We start from the raw sequence: 24,522 nt of genomic DNA, 5'->3' as shown, positions 1-24,522 counted from the left end.
GGACCGTCGCACAGGAGGAGCCCATGTCGCTTCCGGAGATCGTCTCGCGTGCCCAGTGGCGCGCGGCGCGCGAGGAGTTACTGGTCAGGGAGAAGGCAGCCACACGCGCGCGTGACGCGCTGAACGCCGAGCGGCGCCGGCTGCCCATGGTCGAGATCGACACGGAGTACGTCTTCGAGGGGGGCGACGGCAAGGCCACCCTGCTCGACCTCTTCGAGGGGCGCCGGCAACTCGTCGTGTACCACTTCATGTTCGCGCCCGAGTGGGACGCCGGCTGCCGCAGCTGCTCGGCCTTCCTGGACCAGGTCGGACATCTCGCCCATCTGCACGCCCGCGGCACCTCGTTCGTGGCGGTCTCCAGGGCGCCGTACACCAGGATCCTGCCGTTCAAGGCGCGGATGGGCTGGACGCTGCCCTGGTTCTCGTCGTACGGGAACGAGTTCAACCTCGACTTCGACGTGACATCGGAGCACGACGGGGAACTAGTAGAGAGGCCCGGCGTGAGCTGCTTTCTCAGGGAACGCGACCGGGTGTTCCACACCTACTCGACGTTTGAGCGCGGACTGGACGGACTCGGCTCGACCACCAGCTTCCTCGATCTGACCGCGCTCGGCCGGCAGGAGGAGTGGGAGGAGCCCAAGGGGCGCGCGTCGTCCCTGGGCGCGCCCGCGGGCAGTGAACGCATCCGGTATCACGACGAGTACGAGGACTGACGCGAAAGGTAACCGAAGCTGAGATCCGCCTCACATTCTGCGGTGGCCACGTGTCAACAATGTCTCAGTACCGTCACTTCGCGAGGCGTTCACCCCGTCGTCGGCGTTTAACTCTTCGAGTACAGCGCTAGATGGAGGTGCAAGGTGAACGGGCGAACGGTGATCGAGCGATTTCCCGCCGGTGGTCCGCGAGGCTCGTGGCCGGCGGAGGAGTTCGCACAGGCGAGGCGTCGGGAGGGACTGAACGCCGAGGTCGTGATGGACCTGGCGTCGGACACCTTCCTGGTGATCGTGCGCGGTGACGCGGCCGTGGACGTGGCTGCCTGAGGCCACGGGCGGGGTTTCAGCCCGCCTTCGCCTCCCGCGCGGGCACGCGGGTCGTGAACTGGTCGGCCTGGAGCGCGTACAGCTCCGCGTACAGTCCGCCGCCCGCCAGCAGCTCGTCGGGGGTGCCGGACTCCACCAGACGGCCCTGGTCGAGCACATGCACCAGATCGGCGTGGCGGACGGACGCCAGCCGGTGGGTGATCAGTACGACGGTCTGCCCGGCCGAGGCCAGGGCGCGGATCTTGTCGAAGACCTCCAGCTCGGCCCGTGCGTCCAGGGCGGCCGTCGGCTCGTCCACGATCAGGATCCGGCCGCGCCGGTATGCGGCCCGGGCGATGCCCAGCCGCTGCCACTGTCCGCCGGACAGCTCGTGCCCGCCGTTGAACTGCCTGGCCAGCAGGGTGTCCAGGCCGCGCGGCAGATCGGCCACGACCTCCTCCGCCCCGGCCGCGGCCACCGCGTCGGCCAGCCGCTCCTCGGTCAGCGGAGCCGACGAGCGGCCTACGGCGACATTGACCCGCGCGGTGAACGGCCACCGCTTGAAGTCCTGGGCCACCATCGCGATGCGCTCGGCGAGCTGGTGCCGGTCGGCGCCGGCCGCGTCGACGTCGTCCCACAGGATCCGGCCCCGGTCCGGCGTGTACAGGCCCGCCAGCAGCTTGACCAGGGTGGTCTTGCCGGAACCGTTCTCGCCGACCAGCGCCACGATGCGGCCGAGCGGCAGGGTGAGGGTGACGTCGTCGAGGGCGGGGCGGGTGGACTCGCCGGGGTAGCCGAAGGTGACGTTCTCGAAGCGGATCTCCCGAGGCTCCTCCGGCAGCGGCTCACCGCCGGCCGGGATCGCCCGCTCGGCCGCCTCGACGTACAGCCGCTGCAGATCGCCGACGAACAGGGCCTCCTCGTGCAGCTGGTTGATCTCCAGCACCAGGCTGTCCAGGCTGGCGGAGCCCGTCCGGATGGCGATCACCGCCGTTCCGGCCACGGCCAGCGCCATCGCCCCGGTCAGCAGCAGCCCGCCGAGTGTCGCGTACGTCGCCACCGTGGCGAGTCCGGTCCAGCTCGCCGCGATCAGCCCGGTGCGGGCCGCGAGGCGGGCCAGCCTCGCCTGCTCCGCCTCGGCCGTCTCCGACATGGCCCGGTAGTGCCGAAGCAGGAACGGGCCGACGCCGTGCACCCGGATCTCCGGGGCGGCGGCCGGTTCGGTGAGCAGTCCGCTGATCAGATGGCCGGCGCGGGCGTGCTGCACCCAGGTGTGGAAGGACTCGTAGCGGCGGCGGGCGTTGGTCAGGGCGCTCCAGGCGCTGGGCAGCGTCATCGTGGCGAGCAGCGGGAGCAGGGCGGGGTGCAGCACGGTGAGCACGCCGGCCGCCGCGATCAGCGAGATCATCGCGTTCACCACGCGCGCGCTGTACGAGATCATGCGCCGGGCGGAGGAGGCGCCGTACTGCGCGGTGTCCAGCAGCTTGTGGAAGGCGTGGTCCTCGATCGCGGCCAGCTCCACGGCGGCCGCCCGCTCCAGATACCGCTCGGTGGCCACGCGCTCCACCTTCGGCTCCAGGCGTCCGGTGGAGTACGTCGACGCGGCCCGCAGCAGCGCCCCGACCAGCATGACGGCGGCCAGGGTGACGAGCGCCGGTACGGCCGCCCGCAGCCGGTCCCCGATCGGCTCGTCGCCGAGCAGCCGCCCCAGCACGCTGTTCACGGCGAGCAGGCTCACGGCCTGCGCGAGCCCCCGGCCGACCTCGGCCGCCAGCACGGTCCGCGCGGCCTTCCGGTCCGCCTGCCAGGCGAGCCGGAAACTGGAGGTCAGCAGCCCGGGCAGGCGCGTGAGCATGGAGCGGAAGTTCAACTCCAGGAACGCGTCCCGGTGTTGGTTCCACCCCATGTCGTAGCGCAGGGGCCCTCCGAAGAGCAGCCGTTCGGACTCGGACACCTCGGCCGCGTCCCGTTTTCCCACGTCGCCTCCCCCGAAGCCAGGAGAGCCACTATCGCGGCGCGAAGGCCGGGCGGCTAGGGCGCAAACAGGGGCGCAGTCGTCCAGGCGCCGAGGTGCCGGGGCCCGTGCGGTCGGCTACGCGCTGACCTGCTGGGACCAGTGCCTGCGGTCGGCTAGGCGCTGACCTGCCGCGACCAGTGCGGTCGGCTACGCGCTGACCTGCCGCGACCACGAGGGCGCCACGCCGGTGAACCGGCAGAGGGCCAGATACAGGGGGATCGGCGGGGTGTACGGCACCGATCCCTCGGGCCGGTGGATCAGCCGCACCGCGTCCGAGACGAGCGCCCCGGTCACGTACCGGGTCGGCTCGGGCCACGCCAGCGCGTAGTCGGAGTCGGCCGGAACGATCCACCACCAGTAGGCCTCATCGGCGTACACACATCCCGCATGAGGCAGGCGGGGCAGGATCAGCGGGCCGAGCCGGGCGGGCACGGCCACCGCGTCGCACCCGAGCGGCGCGGTCATGCCGTCCGGCATCGCCAGCCGGACCGGCGAACCCTGCGGAGCGAGTCCGCGGTGCAGTCGGACCAGTGTGTCCATGCTCAGTACCTGACTGCCGCCGGACATGACGCTCACGCAGGTCCCCCGTCCTCGTCGTCGCCGTCGGATCCGCCGCCCGGTCCACCGGGCTTCGGCCGGGCCCCCCAGCCCAGGTCGTTCCGGGGCCCGGTGTCCTCCCGGGTCGTGCGGGGCAGTTCCGCCCAGACCAGCAGTCCGGGGCCGTGCTCATGCGCGCCCCAGGCCTCACAGAGGGCGTCGACCAGGAGCAGTCCCCTCCCGCGCTCCTCGTCGGCCCGCCGCGCGGCGGGGTGGGGCTCACTCGGTGCGCAACCCTGGTCGCGCACGGCTATGCGCACCCGTTCGTCACCGTCGTGCAGCTCGCAGACGACGTGCCTGCTCGCGGTGTGCACGATGGCGTTGGTGACGAGTTCGGAGACCACCAGGGCCGCCGTGTCACAGGTGTCCTCGCAGACCGACCAGCCGGTCAGCCGGGCCCTCGTCAGGCGTCTGGCCTGCGCGGGGGAACCCGGGTGTGCGGCCAGCTCGAAGCGGAACCGGCGCTCGGCGGGACCCCTCTGGGGGCCCACTGCCGTGGCGGCACCGAGGCCGAGCGGGCCTACGGCGGCGTCTGTTCCTAAGGGCGCGGACGGAATCACGCTTGCCACTATCGCCCCGCCGTGAACACTTGGCAAGTGTCACTCTGAAAATTGCAGAGTGCTGTGTGACGCGGTGGACGGCCGTGGCACACTGCTCGCAACAGCTTGTCGAGCGGCGCCAATTGGGATCGCGGAGATCTGCTCAGATCTTCGAATAGGTCTTCGAATGGCGCCGCAGGGCTGTCAGCATTCATTGGGTGGAGGTGGGAGCGTGAGCGAGCCGCGGTCCGCGCCGACGGTCGGCCAGGTCGTCCTCGGCCGGCGCCTGCTGGACCTGCGGGAACGCGCAGGGCTCAAGCGTGAGGAGGCCGCCCGCGTCCTGCGTGTCGCCCCCGCCACCGTCCGCCGTATGGAGATGGCCGAGGTCTCCCTCAAGATCCCGTACCTCCAGCTGCTGCTGAAGGCCTACGGCGTCGGCGACGAGGAGGCCGAAGCCTTCGTGCAGCTGGCCGAGGAGGCCAACAGACCCGGCTGGTGGCAGCGGTTCCACGACATCCTGCCGGGCTGGTTCTCGATGTACGTCAGCCTGGAGGGGGCCGCGAGCCTCATCCGGTCCTACGAGCCCCATTTCGTGCCCGGACTGCTCCAGACCGAGGACTACGCGCGCGGGGTGCTGCGGTCGGGCGCCATCGGTCAGACCAAGCCCGACGACATCGAGCGCCATGTGGCGCTGCGCATGCAACGACAGGACCTGCTCACCCGTCCCGAGGCCCCCCACCTGTGGGTCGTCATGGACGAGACCGTGCTGCTCCGCCAGGTCGGCGGTCCGGAGGTGATGCGTGCCCAGATCGACCGGCTGCTCGAGGTGACGAAGCTGCCCAACGTGACGCTGCAGGTCGCCCCCTTCGAGAGCGGACCGCACCCCGGCACGTACGGGCCCTTCGTGCTGTTCCGATTCGCCATGTCAGAACTGCCGGACATGGTCTACAGCGAGTACCTGACCGGCGCCGTCTACCTGGACGGACGCCCCGAGGTGGCGACCTTCCTCGAGGTCATGGACCGCATGGCGGCGCAGGCCGCTACGGCACATCGCACGAAGGAGATCCTCCGGGATCTCCGCAAGGAGCTGTGAATGGATCGCATCAAGCCGCGCATACACGTCTACAACGGCATGCCCGCGCGGGAGTTGGGCAGCGAGGGCTGGCACAAGCCGTGGAGCGGCGGCAACGGCGGGAACTGCCTGGAGGCGATGAAGCTTGCCGACGGGCGGATCGCCGTCCGTCAGTCGACCGACCCGGACGGGCCGGCGCTGATCTACACCACCGCCGAGATGACGGCCTTCATCGAGGGCGCCAAGGCGGGGGAGGCGGACTTCCTGCTCTCCTAGGCTCGGCTCTTGCTCTTGCTCTTTGATTATTGCCCTATTGCGACACCGTGTTGATGGCCGCGACGCCGAGCTGATGGCTGCGACGCCGAGTTGATGACCGATCAGAACCAGGACATGATCCGCCGCGGGGCGTCCACCAGTCGGCTGACCACCACTACCGGCAGCGGAGGCTGCTCGGCCTTGCTCGGGCTGAGGTTCAGTCCGTAGTAGATCTGCTCGATCGAGGGCGGTCCGACCGCGAGGTTGCGCCGGACCGCTCCGGCGGACGACTCCTCACCGGTCTTCACGAGATAAGCCGCGGCCATCGTGCCGGTACGGCCGACTCCCGCGCCGCAGTGCACGAACACCGGGCCCGACGCGTTCTTGACCACGTCCAGCAGCTGGTTGACCTGCTGGGACGTCGGCGTCTGGCCGTCCCGGATGGGCACCCGTACGACGTCGAGACCGGCCTTGCCGGGCCCGGCGAGCTGCTTGGCGCTCAGGTCCTCGGCGCGCAGGTCGACCACCGTGGCGAAGCCCATGCTCGCGAGTTCGCGGTAGCCCGCGGGTGAGGGGGCGGCGCCGCGCCAGAGCTTGCCGTCGGAGCTGACGGGCTGGAAGTTGTGGACTCCCTGGACGGTGCGGGTTCCGGCGGGTGCCGGGGTCTCTGCCTTGGCCCAGTACGAGAGACCGAGAATGCCTCCCGCGCCGACGGCCCACATCGCGAGGTAGGCGATGACGAAGCCGGCGATGGCCCGGACGGCACGCTGTGACAGCGGGCGCTTCTGGAGGGCAGGGCGGGGCAGAGTTGCGGTGAGAACAGCCATGAGCGACCCGGGGGACTAGGGGACGTGGGCGCTAAGGCAGAGTACCCCGGTATGATGATCGTTCACGGCTTACGTCCGTTTTGTGCGGTATATCTCATTTGTCATGACCGTGCATCTCGGACGCCGCGCCCCTTGCTCACTCCCTCTCGGCATCTCCGATGCCTACGACAGTCAGGCTCGCGCGCTCCAGCGTCGCGTCCTCCAGGCAGCCGCGCAGCCGCATCCGGTCGTGCTCGGTGAGGGCGGGCTCCACGACTCCGGCGTACAGGCCGTCCCCGAGTTCGCCGAGCGTCGCGTGGTTCAGCGGGACCGACGTGGAGTCCCGGCAGCGCTCCCAGACCTGCTGCGCGGCCAGTGTGCGGCGGGCCTCGGTCATGTCGTCGCCCCGGAGATCGACCTGGACCAGCACCGAGGTCGCCGCGCTGTCGTCCGCCCGCTCCTCCCTGGTCTGGGTCAGGTCGGCCAGCGTCACGATCAGCGCGGCCAGCAGGGCGGCACCGACGACGCCGGCGGCGACGGCTCGTGCCGTGCGCCCCCGGGGCGGCGGGGCGCCGACCGGTGGCAGGTCCTCCAGATCGCCGGGCGTGACCGGGTCGGGCGCGGTGAGCACCGCCAGCCGGCCGGCGAGCCGTCGCTCGGCGGGTCTCGCGGTGGCGGACGCGATCCGCTGGACGACCCAGGCGATCCCCGACAGGGCGACACCGGCGACCATCAGCACCGGTACGAAGACGTACGTCCGCTCGGCCGGCTCGTCCAGCCAGCGGAACCGGCCGTCGGCGGTGCGTTCCGGCTCCGGCGCCGAGCGCAGCCGGGCGAGCGCGTCCTCCTGCCGGGCGGCCAGCTCGCGCTGCCGGCGGTCGCTGTCGCGCAGCCGCTCCTCGATGCGCGCCATGCGTCCCAGCAGCACCAGACCGAACAGCATCACCTCCACCACCAGCAGCAGCACGCCGCAGATCATGGCCCGCTGCCACTGCCACCGGTACAGGTAGATCACGAGGTACGTGCCCGCCCCGGCGGCGGCGAGCCCGCCGAAGACGTACGCGATCTTCCTCATGACTCGTCCCCCAGCTGTACGTCACCCGCCGTCCCGTCGACCGTCAGGCGGGTGCCGACCGGGAACCGGCGGACCGCGTCCGCGGCTCCGACGACCGCGGGGAGGCGGAACTCCCGCGCCAGCACCGCCAGATGGGAGAGCGGGCTGCCGGTCTGGGCGATCAGTCCGGTCAGGCCGGGCAGCAGCGGGGCGAGGGCGGGGTCGAGGGTGCGTACGACGAGGACCGCGTCCGCCGGGCGCTGCCCCAGGCCGTCCCAGGCCGTACCGACCGCCCGCCCGCCGGACACGCCACGCATGCCGTTGCCCGCGCCCCGGGTCCGCTCGGCGACGACCACTCCGCCGTCCGCGAGCCGGAAGGTGTCGGGGAGCGGGGGCGAGGCGGGCGCCGGGGAGCGCAGGTCGACGTCGGCGGGGAGACCGTCCCCGCGCAGGGCGGCGACCAGCTCCGCCCAGCGCAGCAGCCCGACGCGGTCCGGCTCCAGCCCCGCCCGCCGGGCGACCTCCCGAACGAGCCGTACCTGCAGCTCCTGCACCCAGCGGATGCGCAGCCGCAGGGCTTCGCGGGGCGGGAGGGCGGAGGGGGAGGTTCGGGCGGGGGAGCGGTGGGCGAGGGGGGCGGGGGTGCGTACGGCGGTGCCGAGGCGGTCGGCTGTCCCAGCGGTGCCGCTCTGCTCGCGGGAAGTGCCGAGGCCGTTCGGTGGCCGTCCGGGCTGTTCTTGGGTTGGTGCTGGAGCGGGTGCCAGTGCCGGTGCTGGAGCTGGTGTCGGCGCTGGTGCCGGTGCCGGTGCGGCACCCCTCGCGTTCCTGAGCCGGTTCGTGTCGGTGTCCGGGTCGGCCTGGCCGGGGATCGGCGTCGGAATCCGGCCGTCCGGGGAGGGCGGGGAGGGCGGGGAGGGAGGGGAAGACGGGGAGGGCTTCGGCAGGCGTATCCGGCCCCGCAGGCTCGGTCCCGTCAGGGCCAGTACCACCGGATCCGTCGCGACGATCCGTTCGTCGGGTACCCCCCGCGCGCGGGCCGCCGCCAGCGCGGCCAGTGCCGTGCCCGCCGCCGTGCGTCCGGTCGGCGACTCGGGCAGCAGCGCGCCCGCGAGGGCCTCCTGGGCGTGCAGGGAGACCAGGGCCCTACGGGTCCAGCGCAGCTCGTCGGTCAGCTCCGTGGCGGAGAGGCCGGTCGGCGCCGGCACCTCGGCCAGCCTGCGGTCGATGTCCGCCACCAGGTCCGTCGCCAGACCCGGCAGCGCGGCGCCCAGGCGTCCCACCCGCCAGGCAGCCGCGAGCCGGCGCGCCCCCGGCGCCGGGTTGAGCAGCGTCAGCCACCGGTGCCTGGGCGGCACCGCGCCGAGCAGCCGTAGATCAGCGGCGGCGCGTCCGCCGACGGTGGTGACCACGGGCGCCGCCCGCAGCAGCCGGCGCGGCGCGGTGCCGCCGATGTCGAGCGCGGCGGCGAGACCGCGGGCCATCGGCGCGACCCACAGGTCCTCCTCCAGCGGCTGGAGCTGGTCCGGCAGCGTCTCCGCCACAGGCCCGGGACCGAGCAGCCGCGCCCCGCGGGCCGGACGGGCCGCCATCGCCGTGATCGGACGGCTCTGGAACAGCCACAGCCGATCGTCCGCGTCGAACCCGAACTCGATGTCCTGGGGCCCGCCGAACACCCGCCGGGCCCGCCGCGCGAGCCGGGCGAGGCGGAACAGCTCGCTCCGAGTGAGCGGCCCGTCCACCTCGGCGGGCTCGGCCCGCAGCACGCGCCCGCGTCCGCTCAGCCAGTAGTTGGTCCCCGCCTGTGCGCCGCTGACCAGGCTGTCCGGGCCGCCGCGCACGGCGCTGACGAGCATCTGGTCGGCCCGCCCCTCGACGGGATCGGCCCCGAAAAGCACCCCGCCGACCCGCGCGGTGAGCATCGGCTGCACCAGCACCGCCATCGGCGCCGTGGACCCGTCCGGCCTGCGCGCCGACTCCAGCACGGTGCGGACGGCCGTACGGAAGTCCCGCCAGCCGCGGACGTCGAGCACCGAGGCGAACTGGCCCGCCAGCGAGGAGTCCTCGGTGTCCTCCTGCGGCGAGGAGGACCGCACGACCAGCGGCCGGCTGCCGCCGTCGGACAGTGCCTGCCAGGCCCGGCGCAGGGAATGCGGGTCGCCTTCGGCCCGGTACGGGATCACGAAGCCCGGGAGCACCGGCAGTCCGGCGCCGGCCGCGCGGGCGAGACGCGCGGCCTTGGACCCGGCGCGGGCCGGCACGGCGGCGAGGGGCCGGCTCAGCGGGACGGTGGCCGGGCCGTAGGTCTCCACCAGACCGAGGACCACCTCGCCCCGGGGCTCTTCCCCGTCGCGCGCGCCTTCTCCGTGACGTTCGTCGAGCGTCGTCATCGAGCACCCTCCAGGACCGGCCGCCAACAGGGGGGACGCGCGGGGTGGGCCCTGCGCCTGACGGCGGAACGAAGGATGGGACGGACCACCGCCGGGCCCGAGGGGACGCGACAGCGGTTCGCCTCCTGATTCGATGATCCCACTGCTGTTCGGATCCATGTAGCCCGGAAGCCACTTTTCGGACACTCCGGAAGAGATTTACGGATCAGGAAAAGTTGCACAGAGGGCGTCCAGGGCCGCCGCGTAGGCGTGCTCCGGGGGCGTCGCACAGCCGACGACCAGCCCGTCCCGTACCGGTACGGCGGCTTCCGCGGCCTGCGGATGCCGGAACGCGGCGAGCCCGTCCAGCGCCAGCCCGAGCCGCTCGGCCCGCGCGACGGTGGCCTCCTCGGTCCCCGGCGGCAGCCGCAGCACCGCGTGCAGCCCGGCCGCCACCCCGGTCACCTCGATGTGCGGCGCCCGCTCGGCGAGCGCGGCGACCAGCCGGTCCCGACGGCCGCGGTACCGCTGCCGCATGCGCCGCACATGACGGTCGTACGACCCACGCGTGATGAAGTCGGCGAGGCACAGCTGGTCCAGCACGCTCGCCCAGGCCTCCCGCTCGCCCTTGGCCGCGAGCACGCCCTCGACGTACCGCTCCGGCAGCACCATCCAGCCCAGCCGCACCGCCGGGGACAGGCTCTTGCTCACCGAACCGACGAAGATCACCCGCTCGGGGTCGAGGCTCTGCACGGCGCCGACGGGCTTGCGGTCGTAGCGGAACTCCCCGTCGTAGTCGTCCTCCACGATCACCGCGTCACGCGCGCGCGCCCAGTCGATCACCGCGGCGCGGCGCGTGGCGTGCAGCGGCCCGCCGGTCGGGAACTGGTGCGCGGGCGTGAGCAGGGCTCCGCGTTCCCGGCCCAGCCGGTCCACCAGGGCGCCGTCCTCGTCGAGCGGCAGCGGCACGGTCCGTACTCCCGCGCCGGTGAGCAGATCCCGGTGGAAGGGCAGGCCGTACGCCTCCACGGCCAGCGGACCGCGCAGCACGCGGCCCTCGAAGAGGAGCCGCAGCGCGTGGGCGAAGCCGGAGCAGACCACGATCCGGTCCGGGGCGCAGCGCACGCCACGCGCGCGTGCCAGGTACTCCGCCAGCGCCTCGCGCAGTTCCACGCGCCCGGCGGGATCACCGGGCCCGAACACCTCGTTGGGCGCCTGCTGGACGGCCCGCCGGTAGGAGGCGAGCCACTCCACGCGCGGGAATCCCGACACGTCCGGGGTGCCCTGCCGCAGATCGTGCCGCGGGCCACGCGCGCGTGGAGGGGTCGTTCCGGGTCCCTGCCCGGCGTGTCGAGGGGGTTCCGTGCGGGCGGCCACGCGCGTGCCCGAGCCCTGGCGGGCGGTGAGCCAGCCCTCGGCGACCAGCTCCGCGTACGCGTCGGCCACCGTGTTCCGGGCGACCCCGAGGTCGGCGGCGAGCGAACGGTACGGCGGCAGCCGGGTGCCCGGTGCGAGTCGGCCATCGCGCACGGCGTCGCGCAGGGCCCGGATCAGGGCGGCCCGGCGACCACCCGGACCGGACAGCTCCAGATGCAGATCGGCGCCGATCCGCTCGGCGGAATTGACCCATGATTCGGACACGAAAATGCACCCTACAGTGGGTCTATCGCGGCCGTAGGTTATGACTCATGACGACGAACACGATCTCGACGCCGACCCAGACCCGCCTGAACCTCGCGAAGACCGCCCCGAAGGTCTTCCGCGCCCTGATCGGCTTCGACGCCGCCGCCCGCGAGGGCCTGGACCCCACGCTGGTCGAGCTCGTCCAGATCCGCTCCTCGCTTCTCAACAACTGCGCGTACTGCCTGCACATGCACACCAACGACGCCCGCAAGGCCGGTGAGACCGAGGACCGGCTGCACATGGTGGCGGTCTGGCGCGAGGCCCGGCACTTCTTCACCGAGAAGGAACAGGCGGCCCTCGCCCTGACCGAGGCGGTCACTATGGTCTCCGCCGGCGGCGTTCCGGACGCCGTCTACGCCGAGGCCGCGGCCCACTTCGACGAGCAGGAGCTGGCCCAGGTCCTGGCCCTGATCTTCACGATCAACACCTGGAACCGGGTGGCCCTGTCGACGGGCAAGGTGGCGGGGACGGACGAGCGGTAACGCTCCCGCTCGCCCCGGCTAGACGGTCATGGGGCGGTCGTACGGTGAGATCGGCGTCGGCAGTCGCGAGCTGCCCGTCAGATGACGGTCGACCGCCGCCGCGACCGCCCGCCCCTCGGCGATCGCCCACACGATGAGCGACTGCCCCCGGGCGGCGTCTCCGGCGGCGAACACGCCGGGGACGTTCGTGGCGAAGCCGGCGTCCCGAGTGAGTGTGCCACGGGGCTCCAGGCCGAGGCCCAGCTGCCCGATCAGCCCGTCCTCCCGGTCGGGCCCGGAGAAGCCGAGCGCGAGCAGTACGAGATCGGCCGGAATCGCGCGCCCGGTCCCCGGCAGCGGCCGACGGTTCGAGTCGACCTCGACCAGGTGCAGGGACCGTACCCGCCCCTCCGCGTCTCCGGTGAAGCGGAGCGTCGACGCGGCGAACAGCCGGGCGTCCGCGTCCGCCGCGGGCGCGGTACGCAGAGCGCCCGCCTCCTCGTGCGCCGCCGAGAGCCGGTAGATCTTCGGGTACGTCGGCCAGGGCTCGCAGTCCTCGTCGCGCTCGGCGCCCGGCTGGGCGTAGATGTCGAGCTGGGTCACGGACGCGGCGCCCTCCCGGACAGCCGTGCCGAGGCAGTCGGCGCCCGTGTCACCGCCGCCGACGATGACGACGTGCTTCCCGGCGGCGGACATCGGCGATGTCTCGATGTCGCCCTCGCACACCCGGTTGGCGAGCGGCAGGTACTCCATCGCCTGATGGATCCCTGCCAACTCCCGGCCCGGTACGTCCAGTTCCCGCCACGCCGTGGCCCCCGTGGCGATCACGACCGCGTCGTAGCGCGCCCGCAGCTCCGCGGCATCGATGTCCCGCCCGACCGCCGTGGACGTACGGAACTTGGTCCCCTCGGCCCGCATCTGCTCGACGCGCCGCTCCAGTTGCCGCTTCTCCATCTTGAACTCGGGGATGCCGTAGCGCATCAGCCCGCCGATCCGGTCGTCCTTCTCGTACACGGCGACCGTGTGCCCGGCCCGGGTGAGCTGCTGGGCCGCCGCCAGGCCCGTGGGCCCGGAGCCGATCACCGCGACCGTGCGTCCCGACAGCCGGTCCGGCGGCCGGGGCGGGGTGAAGCCCAGCTCCCAGGCCCGGTCGGCGACCGCGCACTCGACGTTCTTGATGGTGACCGCGGGCTGGTTGATGGCCAGCACGCACCCCGCCTCACACGGTGCCGGGCACAACCGCCCGGTGAACTCGGGGAAGTTGTTGGTGGCGTGCAGTCGTTCGGCGGCCGCCCGCCAGTCCTCCCGGCTCACCAGGTCGTTCCACTCCGGGATCAGATTGCCGAGCGGACAGGCGTCGTGGCAGAAGGGGACACCGCAGTCCATGCACCGGTCGGCCTGCTTGCTGACGATGGGCAGCAGCGCCCCTGGGACGTACACCTCGTCCCAGTCCCGGACCCGCTCCTCGATCGGCCGGCGCGGCCAGTCCTGGCGGGGAGTGGTCATGAATCCCTTGGGATCGGCCATGGCCGTCTCCCTTGCGTGCGCAGCGGGGCCGTGCGTCATCGGGCGGCACTCTTCCGGCCACGATACGTCTCATCACCCCCTTGCGCTTTCCGTCAGGTGAGGGCCAGCACGTAGCAGACGGCCGCGGCGGCCGAGGCGACCATGCGGACGTGATTCCAGGCCGTCCACTCGCGTACGTACGCGGTCCAGTACCCGGCGGCCTCGGCGGTGCCGGGCTCCAGCTTCATCAGCGCGTCGTTGCGGGGCACGTTGGCGACCATGGTCACGCCGAACGAGCCGAACAGGTACAGCGCGCTGCCCAGCAGCAGTTCCACGGTTCCCTCGTCCGGCCACAGCACGAACGTCACCACGGCGAGCACGGCGCACAGCACCGCCGAGCCGATGAACACGGTCATGAAGGCGGCGGTCACCGCGGCCACGTTGATCGCCTGCATCGCCGCGACGCCCTGGGCGGGGGGCAGCGCGGCGAGCCCCTTCATCACGAAGGTGGAGAACGCGCAGAACACCCCGGCGACCAGCCCGGTCCCCAGCACGCCCAGCACGGTCAGTACGAAGTACGGCCCATCGATCATGTCGTCCTCAGCTCCCCGATTCCGCCGAGATCATCCTCGGCACCACCCGTCACCACAAGTGAAATCCCCGGAGCGGCGGTATCCCATGGCCGACAACCGCGCGGGCATAAGCGAGAGTCCAGGCGGGGGGAGGGGTGGGGTGAGGGGGTGGAGTGAGGGCGTGGGGTGAGCCGGTGAGTAGGGGCCCTTGTCGCGGCGGGGCGCTTGAAGAGGTGACCCGAGGCCCCTCGGTGCGGTCCGGATCGGCACGGCTCTGCCGGCTTCGGCCCCGCTGCCGTCGGCCGGTCGGCCTACGGCGGCGGGCCGCCTCCTCCGGCCGGCCAGGTGGGCTTGCCCCGGCCGCCCCCTCCGGTCGGCCAGGTGGCCTGCCTCGGCCGTCCCTTCTGGCCGGCCTGCCTTGGCCGTCCTCTCCGGCTGGCCGGTCAGCCTGTGTCGGCCGGTCGCTTCGGCCGGCCGGTCAGCCTGTGTCGGCCCGTCGCTTCGGCCGGCCGGTCTGCCTGTTCCCGCGTCTGGCCCTGCGCGCCGGTCAGCCCGCCTCGGCCGCTCGGGTAGCCGGTCAGCCTGCGTTCGTCGCTCGCTCCCGCCAACCTCCGAGGACCGTCTCCACCGCCGCCGCGATCCTCCGCCGGGCCTCGGGCCGTGCCACCCCGCTCATCAGCAAGTGGTCGTACGGCGTGTCCAGGTGCCGTACGGACGCCACGACCGCCGAGGTCACCGCGGTCTCGGACAGGGCCCGCCCGGCCGCGCTGCGCCCCACCCGGCCGCTGCCCCGCACCGAGGCGTGCGCGGCTATCCCGGCCGCGCGGTCCGGTGGGCACCCCGGGAACAGCCGCCGGATCTCCGCCGCGAAAGCCTCGGTGAACCGCACGTCCTCGGCCGCCCTGCGTCGCGCGTCCCGCATTCGGCGGCGCCGTCTGGCCTCGGCGTCCGCGAGGCAGCGCGCCTCGGCCCGGGCGAGCCCCGCCTCCTCGACGAGGACGCCCTGCCGCTCGTAGCGCCCCTTGCGCCGGTTGAACCGCACGACCACGGCCGACAGCGCGCTCTCCTCCCGGGACCGGCGGGTCAGCGCGGTGTCGCCGCGTGGCAGGAACACCAGGTGCCCGAGGTCCGCGCAGTCCAGACACCGCGGCGCCCCGTCCTCCAGCACGAGCAGCGACAACGGCCCGCCCCGGCACTCGGCACAGTGCCGCTGCCGTATCGGCTGGAAGACGAGAAGTCCGCCGCGGTGCGGGGGAGTTACGGGCTGCGCCATATCCGCTTCATTCCCCCCGACGAGCCGACCACCACCCACACCGCGCCCCGACGCCCGCCTCCTTCGCCCGCACGCCCCTCCCTTCGCCCACCCCTGTCCTCTGCCCGCCCGTCACCGCTTGCCCGCCCTGGCGCATCATGGGCCCTGTGCGACTCGAAGCGATCACCTGGGAGCGGCTCGGCGACCTCCTCGCCGAGCGGCTGCTCGAGCTGAAGCCGGACGACGGCGGTCCCTGGCCGCGCGTCGCCTTCGACGGCGCCCCGGCGGCCCGTCCAGGAGACCTGGCGGAACGCGTCGGCGAAGCCCTGCGCGCCCGCGGTCGGCCTTCGCTGGTCGTCGGCGCCGAAGGCTTCCTGCGCCCCGCCTCGCTCCGGCTGGAACACGGCCGCCGGGACGTGGAGGCCTACTACGACGGCTGGTTGGACACCGGCGCCCTGTGGCGCGAGGTCTTCGGCCCCCTCGACCCCGACGGCGACGGCCGCGTCCTGCCCGACCTGTGGGACCCCGTCACCGATCGCGCCACCCGCAGCCCGTACGTCCAACTCCCGCCCGGAGGAGTGCTGTTGCTGCATGGGCCTCTTCTTCTGCGGCACTGGTTCCCCTTCGATCTGACCGTCCATGTCCGCCTCTCCGAGGGCGCCCTGCGCCGCCGTACCCCCGAGGCCGACCACTGGACCCTCCCCGCCTTCGAGCGCTACGAGGACGAGACCGACCCGGCCACCCTCGCCGACGTCCTGGTCCGCGCCGACGACCCCCGCCACCCCGCCTGGAACGGCTGATCGGAAACTCGGAAACCCCTTTTATATGCGCGTGCATATAACTAGGGTGGTGTCATGACGACGACCTCACCCGGCGACTCCGTGGATTCCCCCGCGCCCGCTCCTCTTCTCTCCTTCGACGACTCCACCCGCGCCCTCCTCGACGGCAAGAACTTCGCCTCCGTCGCCACCCTCGGCCCCGACGGTGCGCCGCAGAACTCGGTGGTCTGGTTCAGACGCGAGGGCGACACCGTGCTCTTCTCCTCCCTCGACAACCGGCAGAAGGTGCGCAACCTCCGCCGCGACCCCCGGATCAGCGTCTCGGTCTTCGACCTCGCCAACCCCTACTCCTCCGTCGAGATCCGCGGCACCGCCGAGATCCTCCCGGACGAGGGCAAACGGCTCCCGCACGAGCTCTCGCACAAGTACCTCGGCATCGACCCGCCGGCCGAGAAGCAAGACGAGGTCCGGGTGATCGTCCGTGTCGTCCCGCGCAAGGTCGTCCGCTTCTCGGCCTGATCCCCTTCCCGGCCTGATTCCCTTCCCGGCCTGAGCCCCTTCCCGTCCCGAACCCCTTCTCGGTCTGAGCCTGAGGTGCGCTCGTCTCCCGGCGCGGCGAGAATGTAGGGCGCCGGGACTAGCGGTGCGTCCTGCGCCGCGCCGGCCGTCCGGCAACGGGAGGTACTCCATGACCACTGCCGGAGACATCATGCACCGCGGTGCCCAGTGGATCCCGGCCCACGAGACCCTGGACCGCGCCGCCCAGCTGATGCGCGACCTCGGCGTCGGCGCCCTGCCCATCGGCGACTCGAACGACCGGCTGTGCGGCATCCTCACCGACCGCGACATCGTCGTCGGCTGCGTGGCCATGGGACATGACCCGGCCAAGGTCACCGCCGGCGAGATGGCCCAGGGCACACCCCGCTGGATCGCCTCCGACGCCGACGTCGGCGATGTGCTGCGCGAGATGCAGGACCACCAGATCCGCCGGCTCCCCGTCATCGAGAACAAGCGCCTGGTCGGCATGATCAGCGAGGCCGACCTGGCCCAGCACCTGACGGAGGACCAGATCGCCTCCTGGGCGGAAAGCGTCTACGCCAGGACCTCGGGGCGCTGACTCGACCGTTGCGACTGTCCTGTCCGGAGCCCCCGCCGCCGGGGTGGGGGCTCGCCCTCACAGCCAGCCGTTGCGCCGAAAGCCGCGGTACAGCGTCAGACAGGCCACGGCTATCACGCCTATGACCAGCGGATACCCGAGCTTCCAGTGCAGCTCCGGCATGTGCTCGAAGTTCATGCCGTAGACCCCGCAGACCATCGTCGGCACGGCGACCAGCGCCGCCCACGCCGTGATCTTCCGCATGTCCTCGTTCTGCGCGACCGTGACCTGCGCGAGGTGTGCCTGGAGGATCGAGTTGATCAGTTCGTCGAAGGAGGCGATCTGCTCCTTGACCCGCAGCAGATGGTCGGAGACATCGCGGAAGTACGCCTGTATCTCCGGGTCGACCACCCGTATCGGCCGGGTGGCGAGCTCGTCCAGTGGGCGGGCCAGCGGCACCACCGCCCGCTTCAGTTCCAGCAGTTCGCGCTTGAGCTGGTAGATCCGGCCCGGGTCGACCCGGGCGCCGGACTCCGCGAACACATCCGTCTCCACCTGGTCGATGTCCGCCTGCACCGAGTCGGTGACGCTCAGATAGTCGTCCACCACATGGTCCGCGATGGCGTGCAGCACCGCCGCCGGGCCCTTGGCGAGCTGCTCGGGCGCGGACTCCAGTTCCTCGCGCAGTGGCCCGAGCGAGCCGTGCCGGCCGTGCCGCACGGTGATCACGAAGTCCTCGCCGGTGAAGACCATGATCTCGCCGGTGTCCACCACCTCGCTGGTGGCCGTCAGCTCCTCGTGCTCGACGTAGCAGACCGTCTTGAACACCGCGAACAGCGTCTCGTCGTAGCGCTCCAGCTTCGGACGCTGATGGGCCTCGATCGCGTCCTCGACGGCCAGCGGATGCAGCTCGAACAGCTCGGCGATGCCCGCGAACTCCTGGTCCGTCGGCTCGTGCAGACCGAGCCAGACGAAACCGTCGCCGTGCTTGCGCACCCGCTCCACGGTGTCGACCAGATCGCCGCTCGCGGGGATCCGAACCCCCTCGCGGTAGGTCACGCAGTTCACCACGGAGGAGCCCAGCGGGGAGCGGGCCGGGTGGCTCAGGTCGACGCGCCGGCGCCGCCGGGCCAGCCGCGCCACCTTGCGCAGCCCGCCGACCTTGCCGAGGCTCGTGACCTTCCGCAGATTTACCGCCATGGACATCTGGATCTCCTCGCGTGGATCTCCTCGCGCCGTTCTCCCGCGCTGGTCGCGCCAGTCTGCCAGTTCGGCGTGAGAGCCGGGTAAGCCTGTGGGAACAGGGCATTCCGCTTGGTTCCCGGCTGTGGACAAGCCTTTCCCGCCGGGTCCCTTTCACTCGTCTCGCGAACGGGGAGCGGGTGCGCGTCGCCCACTCCGGACAAGACGGACACCTGGGATGATCGCGGCATGACGCGATCCGACGGGTATCTCCTGGACAACCGGCAGAGCGAAGCCGGCGAACGTTTCGACGCCTTCGCCACCCTCTTCGATCCCACGACCTTCCGGCACTTCGAGGCCTTCGGCATCGGCTCCGGCTGGCGCTGCTGGGAGGTCGGCGCGGGCGGCACCTCGGTGGTGTCGTGGCTGGCGAAGAAGGTCGGCCCGACGGGACGGGTGGTGGCGACCGACATCGACACCTCTCGGGTCGCCGCGGCCGCCCGGCCGCCGGTCGAGGTGCGGGTCCACGACGTGGGGGCCGAGCAGCCGCCGGGGGAGGGCTTCGACCTGGTGCACGCACGGCTCGTCCTCGTCCATGTCCCGGACCGGGAGCGGGCGTTGCGGTCGATGATCGCGGCCCTGCGGCCCGGCGGCCGACTCCTGGTCGAGGACGCCGACCCCGCTCTGCAGCCCATGGTCTGCCCCGACGAGTACGGCCCCGAGCAGCAGCTGGCCAACCGGCTGCGGCAGGGCTTCCGCAAGCTGCTGGCCGACCGCGGCGCCGATCTATCCTACGGCCGCAGGCTCCCGCGGCTGCTGCGGGAAGCCGGGTTGCAACGGGTCCAGGCCGACGGGTACTTCCCGGTCAGCTCGCCCGCCTGCGCCGCCCTGGAGTCGGCCACGATCCGCCAGGTCCGCGAGCGACTCGTCTCCGCGGGCCTCGCCACCGACCAGGACATCGACCAGCACCTGGCCAACGTCGCCTCCGGCCGCATGGACCTGGCCACGGCGCCGATGATCTCGGCGTGGGGGCGCAAGGGGAGCTGAGGAGCGCCGACGGACCGAGCGGACCGAGCGGACCGGGTACGGCCGCACCGAGGGCGGCGGCGGGTCCTACGGCCATAAAGAAGACGTCGTCCTGCGGCCGTATGGAAGACGTCGTCCTGCGGCCGTATGGAAGACGTCGTCCTGCGGCCGTATGGAAGACGTCGTCCTACGGCCGTACAGAGCAGCCGCGCCCTGCCAACGCCTCTCCGTCAGTCCGTCCCCGGCGGCCGTCCGCCCAGCCGTTCGACGGCGACTGCCCCCGCCCGGCACCCCTCCCGGGCCGCCTCCTCAGGTTCCGCGCCCTTCAGCAGCGCGGCGAGGAACGCGCCCGTGAAGGCGTCCCCCGCCCCCGTGGTGTCCGCCGGGTCCGCGGGTTCCGCCGGCACCCGGGCGCGTATGGCCCCGTCCCGCGCCACCAGGGCGCCGGCGGCCCCCTGCTTCACCACCACCAGTGGGATCCGGCGGCTCAACTCGGCTGCCGCGTCCTCCGCGTCGGGCGACCCCGCCAGCAGACAAGCCTCGTCGCGGCTGGGCAGCAGCACGTCGACGCCGTCGACGAGCTCCAGGAAACGGTCCACGCCCAGCTCCACCAGGAACCCCGCCGAGGCCGGGTCCAGGCTCACCGGCACCCTGCGCGCGCGTGCCGACGCGAGCGCCGCGGCCACCAGCGCTCGGCTCGGCTCGGAGAACAGCAGGTAGCCCGACAGATGCAGCCGGGCGACGCCGTCGAGCAGCGCGTCCGACCAGTCGCCGGGGTCAAGCCGCAGCGAGGCGCCGCTGTCGGTCAGGAACGTGCGCTCGGCCGCCGCCCCGGTGTCGACCAGGCAGATCACCGTGCCGGTGGGGGCCCGCGGATCCACGACCAGAAGGGGCCGCACTCCGCACGCGGCCAGCTCTCGCTCGTGCCACGCCGCCGCCTCGGCGCCCACCCGGCCGAGCAGCCGTACCTCCGCGCCCCCGCTGTACGCCGCCCAGCAGGCCACGTTGGCGCCCGCCCCGCCCGGCACCGTGCGGATCACGGCGGCCGTGTCCGTGCCCGAGGCGAGCGGCCCCCGGTGCCGGGCGATGACGTCCGTGACGACATCGCCGACGACCAGCAGGGCTCCGCCGTCCGGCGCCGCAGTCACGCCCGGGCCCAGGCCGCCGCGATCCGGGCGGCCAGCCGTACGTTGCCGCGCACCGCCGCCAGGTTGGCGGTCAGCGAGGCGCCGTCGGTGTGCCGTACCAGGTGGTCGAGCAGGAACGGGGTCACCGCCTGGCCGGTGACGCCCTCCTCCTCGCACGCGTGCAGCGCGTCCGCGAGCACGCGCGCGTGCAGCTCGGGATCCAACTGCTCCGACTCCGGTACGGGATTGGCGACGATCAGCGCCGACTCGGGCCCGCCGAGACCGTCCTGAGCCCGCATCACCTCCGCGACCTCCTCAGGGAACCGAAGCGTCCAGTCCACGGGATGGCCGGAGTCCGACAGGTAGAAGCCGGGGAAGCGGTCCGTGTCGTAGCCGGCCACCGTGACACCGAGCGTCTCCAGCCGCTGGAGCGTGGCCGGCACGTCCAGGATCGACTTCACGCCCGCGCAGACCACGGTGATCCGGGTGCGCGCCAGCAGCCCCAGGTCCGCCGACTCGTCCTGGGTCACCGTCCACTCCCGGTGCACCCCGCCGAGCCCGCCCGTCGCGAAGACCCGCACGCCCGCAAGGGCCGCCAGCAGTGCCGTCGCCGACACCGTGGTCGCCCCGCTCGCCCCGGCCGCGACGGCCGGCGGCAGATCGCGGTGGCCGAGCTTGCGGATCCCGTCCTCGTTCGCGATCCGCTCCACCTGCTCCTTGTCCAGGCCGACATGGGGCTTTCCGTCGAGTACGGCGACGGTGGCGGGCACGGCGCCCTCCCGCCGCACGACGTCCTCCAGCTCCAGGGCCACCTGGAGGTTGCGCGGGCGCGGCAGCCCGTGCGCGATGATCGTGGACTCCAGGGCCACCACGGGTCGACGCGCGTCGATCGCCTCCCGCACCTCTTCCGACACCACCAGCACCACGCGCCTGCCTCCTGTCCGTCGGTACTCCCTCATCTCTGGCGGGCGCGGCGCCCGGCCAAACCACTTGCGGGTTGTGGGGGACGACACCCAGCCTGGAACGCATGACCGACCACACCGCACGTCTCGACCATGTCGTCCTCTGGGTGAGCGACCCGATCGCCTCGGCCGAGTTCTACGAGAAGGCGGTGGGCCTGGAGCCCGTGCGGCTCACGGACTTCGCAGCCGGGCAGGTGTCGTTCCCGTCCGTGCGTCTGAACGAGGAGACCATCCTCGATCTGATGCCGCGGACCATGGCCGAGCGGATGAAGATGCTCCCGGGCGCCGCGGAGAGCGCCGGGCACCCGGTCAACCACGTCTGTGTCGCCCTGCCCGCCGACGCCTTCGAGGCGCTCCGCACCCGCCTGGAGGAGAGCGCGGTGCCCCTCTCGGAGATCGGCCACGACTCCTTCGGCGCCCGCGGCCTGGCCAAGCGCACCTTCTACTTCCGCGACCCGGACGGCAACGTCCTCGAGGCCCGGCACTACGACTAGCGGGGGTTGACGGTCCTCAGAACAGCGGCTCGGGCAGCACACCCTCCAGGGCGAGCAGCTTCCGCTTGGTCTCCAGGCCGCCCCCGAAGCCGCCGATGCCGCCGTCGCTCTCCACGACCCGGTGGCAGGGCACGACCACGGGCAGCGGATTGGCGCCCATCGCCATGCCCACCGCCTGGGCCGCGCCCGGCTGGCCGACCCGCCCCGCGAGATCGCCGTAGCCGACGACAGAGCCGTACGGCACGCCGGCGGCCAGCTCGCGCAGGACCTGTCGGTTGAAGCCCGAGATCAGCGTCCAGTCCAGGGGCAGCTCGAAGTCGTGCCGCTCACCCGCGAAGTAGGCCTTCAGCTGGCGTATCGCCTCGGCGAGCACGGGGGAGTCGGGTGCCTCGACGACCTCGCCGCCGAGTCGCGACGCGAGCCGGTCCAGAGCCTTCTCGCGCACCGCGTCGGTGGCGTGGAACACGACGTTGACCAGGCCCTCGCGGGTCGCGGCCAGCAGCAGCGGACCGATGTCGGTGCCGACAACGGCCCATACGACCTGCTGCTCGTACTGCCCATGGCTGTCCATGCGTCCCACCGTACGGCCAGGCACTGACAACGCCGGGCCCCCGCCTCCCCGTCAGCTCCCGCCGACGGCGTCCCGCACCACGTCCGGCTTGTTGGTGATGATGCCGTCGACCCCGTACCCGGCGACCCGGCGGGCGGCGGTCGCGTCGTCGACGGTCCAGGTGAAGACCTCCAGCGGCTCACCGTGCGGTCCGGTGAAGGCGTGCACGGCGGCCACGTAGCCCGCGGAGACCGAGCCGTACGAGGGGTTGATCTGGTCGGTGAACGCGGCGTACCCGGGCAGGTCGGCGACGGGCGGGGTGCCGAGGAACCCGGTCTTGACGGCCGGCTTGAGCTCATGCACGGTCCGCACGCTGTCCGCGCTGAAGCTCTGCACGATCAGCCGGCCGAGGTGGGCCCGGTCGAGCCAGCCCTCGTTGCTGAGCACCTTCAGGGTCTGCCGCTCGATGCCCGGGTACAGGGCGGGATTCTTGATCTCCAGGAGCAGCTTCTGGTGGTGCCGCTCGACGCGGTGCACGTACTGCTCCAGGGTCGGCACGCGCGCGCCCGCGTACGCGGGGCCGAACCAGCTTCCGGCGTCCAGGCGGGCGATCTCCGCGGCCGTGAAGTCCTTCACCTTCCAGGGCGCCCGGCCCGGGAAGACCTCCTCGACGTCGGTGGTCCGCCTGAGGTTGTCGTCGTGGACCACGACCAGCTCGCCGTCCTTGGTGCGCTGCACGTCGTTCTCGACCCAGGTGATGCCCAGCTCGGCCGCTTTGTCGACGGCCGCCAGCGTGTTCTCCGGCGCGTAGGCCGAGGCACCACGGTGGGCGAGGACCGTCGGCGGCGTCACCGCGGCGCCCGCCGGGGCACCGGCGGTCGGCAGCAGGAAGGCGGCGGTCCCCAGGAGCGCGGTGGTCGTGGCGGCAACTGCGCGCGCGTGCATGCGTACTCCTTGTGTCGATGTCACGGAAAGCACCACTGTGACAGCAGAGCGTCAACGACAGGGGGTTGCAGAATGGCCATGGATTGAACGGGGTTGCCCAAGTCCGTTCACCGCTGCCGCACAACTGGGGCAGGGCCGTGTTTCTTTGCCGGAAAATCGTTCGACCATTCCGGTGGGAGTCATACTCTCTGCCTCAACCCTGACCGCTCGGGCGGTCCTGGGAGGGGGCGCATATCAGCACATTCCGGGATGCAAGAGGGCGGAAGGACAGCCGCGCATGCAGGGCACGGTCGACGGATTCAGCTACGGCCTCGTCACACCGCTGGTGGCCTACCTCATGGCCTGCCTCGGCGGCGCCCTCGGCCTGCGCTGCACCACCAGAGCCATGATCGTCACCCGCTCCTGGCGCCCCGGCTGGCTGGCCCTCGGCTCGGCGGCCATCGGCTCCGGCATATGGACCATGCATTTCGTCGCGATGATGGGGTTCAGTGTCAAGGAGACCCCGATCCACTACGACAAGCCGATGACGTTCGCGAGCCTCGCGGTCGCCGTCGTGATGGTCGGCGTCGGGATCTTCATCGTCGGCTACAAGGGCGCGCGTGGCACCGCCCTGTTCACCGGCGGCACCATCACCGGTCTCGGCATCGCCTCCATGCACTACCTGGGCATGGCCGGCCTGCAGCTCAACGGCAAGCTGGAGTACAACACCCTCACCGTCGCCGCCTCCGTCGCCATAGCCATGGCCGCGGCCACCGCCGCCCTGTGGGCCGCCGGGCAGGTCAGGGGCTTCTTGTGGAGCGTGGGCGCGAGCCTTGTCATGGGGCTCGCCGTCAGCGGGATGCACTACACCGGCATGGCCGCCCTCAGTGTCCATCTGCACCCATCCCAGGACATCACCACCGGCGACTCGCCCGCGGCCCTGCTCGCGCCCATGATGATCGGCCCGCTCGTCTTCCTGCTGCTGGCCGGAGTCGTCGTGATGATCGACCCGCTGATCGTCATGGGCAAGCCCGACCTCGCGCCCGTCGACGACAAGCCCGGCATTCCGGCCCACAGCGTCGCCTCCCACACCGCCCGCAGGCCGCAGCTCCGCCCCCGCCGCCCCCTCGGCGAACGCCGCTCCCGCACCCCCCAGAACCGCTGACCGGACCGCGTTGTCAGT

At 72.3% G+C, this 24,522-nt stretch carries 26 protein-coding genes; 11 read left to right on the top strand and 15 right to left on the bottom strand.

What is annotated here, in order from left to right; genetic code table 11:
• Positions 1-23 precede the first annotated feature (23 nt).
• Positions 24-713, top strand: coding sequence for a DUF899 domain-containing protein (locus tag AC068Z_RS29980; RefSeq protein WP_478562398.1), 690 nt, complete (start codon positions 24-26; stop codon positions 711-713).
• Between the two features lie 144 nt (positions 714-857).
• Positions 858-1,040: a hypothetical protein gene (locus AC068Z_RS29975; protein ID WP_478562395.1), complete on the top strand. Its 183-nt coding sequence runs from the start codon at positions 858-860 to the stop codon at positions 1,038-1,040.
• A gap of 16 nt (positions 1,041-1,056) precedes the next feature.
• Here AC068Z_RS29975 and AC068Z_RS29970 read toward each other — a convergent pair whose 3' ends face one another.
• From AC068Z_RS29970 to AC068Z_RS29960, 3 genes are all read right to left on the bottom strand, one after another.
• Positions 1,057-2,925 (bottom strand): ABC transporter ATP-binding protein, encoded by a 1,869-nt coding sequence (locus AC068Z_RS29970; RefSeq protein ID WP_478562986.1) that lies wholly within the window; start codon positions 2,923-2,925, stop codon positions 1,057-1,059.
• A gap of 258 nt (positions 2,926-3,183) precedes the next feature.
• Complete coding sequence (locus AC068Z_RS29965; protein WP_478562392.1) at positions 3,184-3,576, bottom strand: hypothetical protein; 393 nt, start codon at positions 3,574-3,576, stop codon at positions 3,184-3,186.
• A gap of 32 nt (positions 3,577-3,608) precedes the next feature.
• Positions 3,609-4,202: an ATP-binding protein gene (locus AC068Z_RS29960; RefSeq protein ID WP_478562389.1), complete on the bottom strand. Its 594-nt coding sequence runs from the start codon at positions 4,200-4,202 to the stop codon at positions 3,609-3,611.
• A gap of 202 nt (positions 4,203-4,404) precedes the next feature.
• On the opposite strand from AC068Z_RS29960, the gene AC068Z_RS29955 reads away from it, so the two are divergent.
• A complete protein-coding gene (locus AC068Z_RS29955; RefSeq protein ID WP_478562386.1) occupies positions 4,405-5,265 on the top strand; it encodes a helix-turn-helix domain-containing protein in 861 nt (286 codons plus the stop codon).
• Complete coding sequence (locus AC068Z_RS29950; RefSeq protein WP_451724737.1) at positions 5,266-5,520, top strand: DUF397 domain-containing protein; 255 nt, start codon at positions 5,266-5,268, stop codon at positions 5,518-5,520.
• A gap of 101 nt (positions 5,521-5,621) precedes the next feature.
• Here the strand turns inward: AC068Z_RS29950 and AC068Z_RS29945 are convergent, their stop codons facing one another.
• The 4 genes from AC068Z_RS29945 to pdxR form a co-directional block, all read right to left on the bottom strand.
• A complete protein-coding gene (locus tag AC068Z_RS29945) occupies positions 5,622-6,326 on the bottom strand; it encodes a protein-tyrosine phosphatase family protein (RefSeq protein ID WP_478562383.1) in 705 nt (234 codons plus the stop codon).
• 136 nt (positions 6,327-6,462) lie between these two features.
• Complete coding sequence (locus tag AC068Z_RS29940; RefSeq protein WP_478562380.1) at positions 6,463-7,380, bottom strand: hypothetical protein; 918 nt, start codon at positions 7,378-7,380, stop codon at positions 6,463-6,465.
• On the bottom strand, positions 7,377-9,746 hold the full coding sequence (locus tag AC068Z_RS29935) for a PEP/pyruvate-binding domain-containing protein (RefSeq protein WP_478562377.1): 2,370 nt from the start codon (positions 9,744-9,746) through the stop codon (positions 7,377-7,379). Before AC068Z_RS29935 ends, AC068Z_RS29940 begins: the two co-directional genes overlap by 4 nt.
• Positions 9,747-9,944: 198 nt before the next feature.
• Complete coding sequence (pdxR, locus tag AC068Z_RS29930; RefSeq protein WP_478562374.1) at positions 9,945-11,366, bottom strand: MocR-like pyridoxine biosynthesis transcription factor PdxR; 1,422 nt, start codon at positions 11,364-11,366, stop codon at positions 9,945-9,947.
• A 47-nt stretch (positions 11,367-11,413) separates the two neighbouring features.
• Between pdxR and AC068Z_RS29925 the strand changes: the two genes are divergently transcribed.
• Positions 11,414-11,890: a carboxymuconolactone decarboxylase family protein gene (locus AC068Z_RS29925; RefSeq protein WP_478562371.1), complete on the top strand. Its 477-nt coding sequence runs from the start codon at positions 11,414-11,416 to the stop codon at positions 11,888-11,890.
• 18 nt (positions 11,891-11,908) lie between these two features.
• Here the strand turns inward: AC068Z_RS29925 and AC068Z_RS29920 are convergent, their stop codons facing one another.
• The 3 genes from AC068Z_RS29920 to AC068Z_RS29910 all read right to left on the bottom strand — a co-directional run bounded on the left by AC068Z_RS29920 (position 11,909) and on the right by AC068Z_RS29910 (position 15,220).
• On the bottom strand, positions 11,909-13,396 hold the full coding sequence (locus AC068Z_RS29920) for a glutamate synthase subunit beta (RefSeq protein WP_478562368.1): 1,488 nt from the start codon (positions 13,394-13,396) through the stop codon (positions 11,909-11,911).
• A 92-nt stretch (positions 13,397-13,488) separates the two neighbouring features.
• Complete coding sequence (locus AC068Z_RS29915; protein ID WP_478562365.1) at positions 13,489-13,968, bottom strand: anthrone oxygenase family protein; 480 nt, start codon at positions 13,966-13,968, stop codon at positions 13,489-13,491.
• A 556-nt stretch (positions 13,969-14,524) separates the two neighbouring features.
• Complete coding sequence (locus tag AC068Z_RS29910) at positions 14,525-15,220, bottom strand: DUF2293 domain-containing protein (RefSeq protein ID WP_478562363.1); 696 nt, start codon at positions 15,218-15,220, stop codon at positions 14,525-14,527.
• A gap of 137 nt (positions 15,221-15,357) precedes the next feature.
• Between AC068Z_RS29910 and AC068Z_RS29905 the strand changes: the two genes are divergently transcribed.
• The 3 genes from AC068Z_RS29905 (at position 15,358) to AC068Z_RS29895 (ending at position 17,095) form a co-directional block, all read left to right on the top strand.
• Positions 15,358-15,999, top strand: a complete 642-nt coding sequence (locus tag AC068Z_RS29905; RefSeq protein ID WP_478562361.1) for a nucleoside/nucleotide kinase family protein — start codon at positions 15,358-15,360, stop codon at positions 15,997-15,999.
• Between the two features lie 54 nt (positions 16,000-16,053).
• Positions 16,054-16,497, top strand: a complete 444-nt coding sequence (locus tag AC068Z_RS29900) for a PPOX class F420-dependent oxidoreductase (RefSeq protein WP_478562358.1) — start codon at positions 16,054-16,056, stop codon at positions 16,495-16,497.
• A gap of 169 nt (positions 16,498-16,666) precedes the next feature.
• The gene (locus tag AC068Z_RS29895) at positions 16,667-17,095 is read left to right on the top strand and encodes a CBS domain-containing protein (protein WP_478562355.1); all 429 of its coding nucleotides are present in this window, start codon (positions 16,667-16,669) and stop codon (positions 17,093-17,095) included.
• 57 nt (positions 17,096-17,152) lie between these two features.
• Here AC068Z_RS29895 and AC068Z_RS29890 read toward each other — a convergent pair whose 3' ends face one another.
• The gene (locus tag AC068Z_RS29890; protein WP_478562352.1) at positions 17,153-18,280 is read right to left on the bottom strand and encodes a magnesium and cobalt transport protein CorA; all 1,128 of its coding nucleotides are present in this window, start codon (positions 18,278-18,280) and stop codon (positions 17,153-17,155) included.
• Positions 18,281-18,505: 225 nt separating this feature from the next.
• Here AC068Z_RS29890 and AC068Z_RS29885 point away from each other — a divergent pair, with 225 nt between their 5' ends.
• Entirely contained in the window at positions 18,506-19,303 is a 798-nt protein-coding gene (locus AC068Z_RS29885) for a methyltransferase (RefSeq protein ID WP_478562349.1), read from the top strand.
• A 209-nt stretch (positions 19,304-19,512) separates the two neighbouring features.
• On the opposite strand, the gene AC068Z_RS29880 is transcribed toward AC068Z_RS29885, so the two are convergent.
• A complete protein-coding gene (locus tag AC068Z_RS29880) occupies positions 19,513-20,430 on the bottom strand; it encodes a carbohydrate kinase family protein (protein WP_478562346.1) in 918 nt (305 codons plus the stop codon).
• Complete coding sequence (locus AC068Z_RS29875) at positions 20,427-21,335, bottom strand: pseudouridine-5'-phosphate glycosidase (protein ID WP_478562343.1); 909 nt, start codon at positions 21,333-21,335, stop codon at positions 20,427-20,429. Before AC068Z_RS29875 ends, AC068Z_RS29880 begins: the two co-directional genes overlap by 4 nt.
• A gap of 101 nt (positions 21,336-21,436) precedes the next feature.
• On the opposite strand from AC068Z_RS29875, the gene AC068Z_RS29870 reads away from it, so the two are divergent.
• Entirely contained in the window at positions 21,437-21,865 is a 429-nt protein-coding gene (locus AC068Z_RS29870; RefSeq protein WP_478562340.1) for a VOC family protein, read from the top strand.
• A gap of 16 nt (positions 21,866-21,881) precedes the next feature.
• Here AC068Z_RS29870 and AC068Z_RS29865 read toward each other — a convergent pair whose 3' ends face one another.
• Both AC068Z_RS29865 and AC068Z_RS29860 read right to left on the bottom strand, forming a co-directional pair.
• Positions 21,882-22,436: a methylated-DNA--[protein]-cysteine S-methyltransferase gene (locus AC068Z_RS29865; RefSeq protein WP_478562337.1), complete on the bottom strand. Its 555-nt coding sequence runs from the start codon at positions 22,434-22,436 to the stop codon at positions 21,882-21,884.
• A 51-nt stretch (positions 22,437-22,487) separates the two neighbouring features.
• Complete coding sequence (locus tag AC068Z_RS29860; RefSeq protein WP_478562334.1) at positions 22,488-23,360, bottom strand: glycerophosphodiester phosphodiesterase; 873 nt, start codon at positions 23,358-23,360, stop codon at positions 22,488-22,490.
• Positions 23,361-23,637: 277 nt separating this feature from the next.
• Between AC068Z_RS29860 and AC068Z_RS29855 the strand changes: the two genes are divergently transcribed.
• Positions 23,638-24,504: an MHYT domain-containing protein gene (locus tag AC068Z_RS29855; RefSeq protein ID WP_478562331.1), complete on the top strand. Its 867-nt coding sequence runs from the start codon at positions 23,638-23,640 to the stop codon at positions 24,502-24,504.
• Positions 24,505-24,522: the final 18 nt, after the last annotated feature.

Source organism: Streptomyces sp. NPDC043726 (assembly GCF_056436565.1).
The sequence above is the reverse complement of the archived record's forward strand: the minus strand, read 5'-3'. Positions and strand labels throughout refer to the sequence as shown.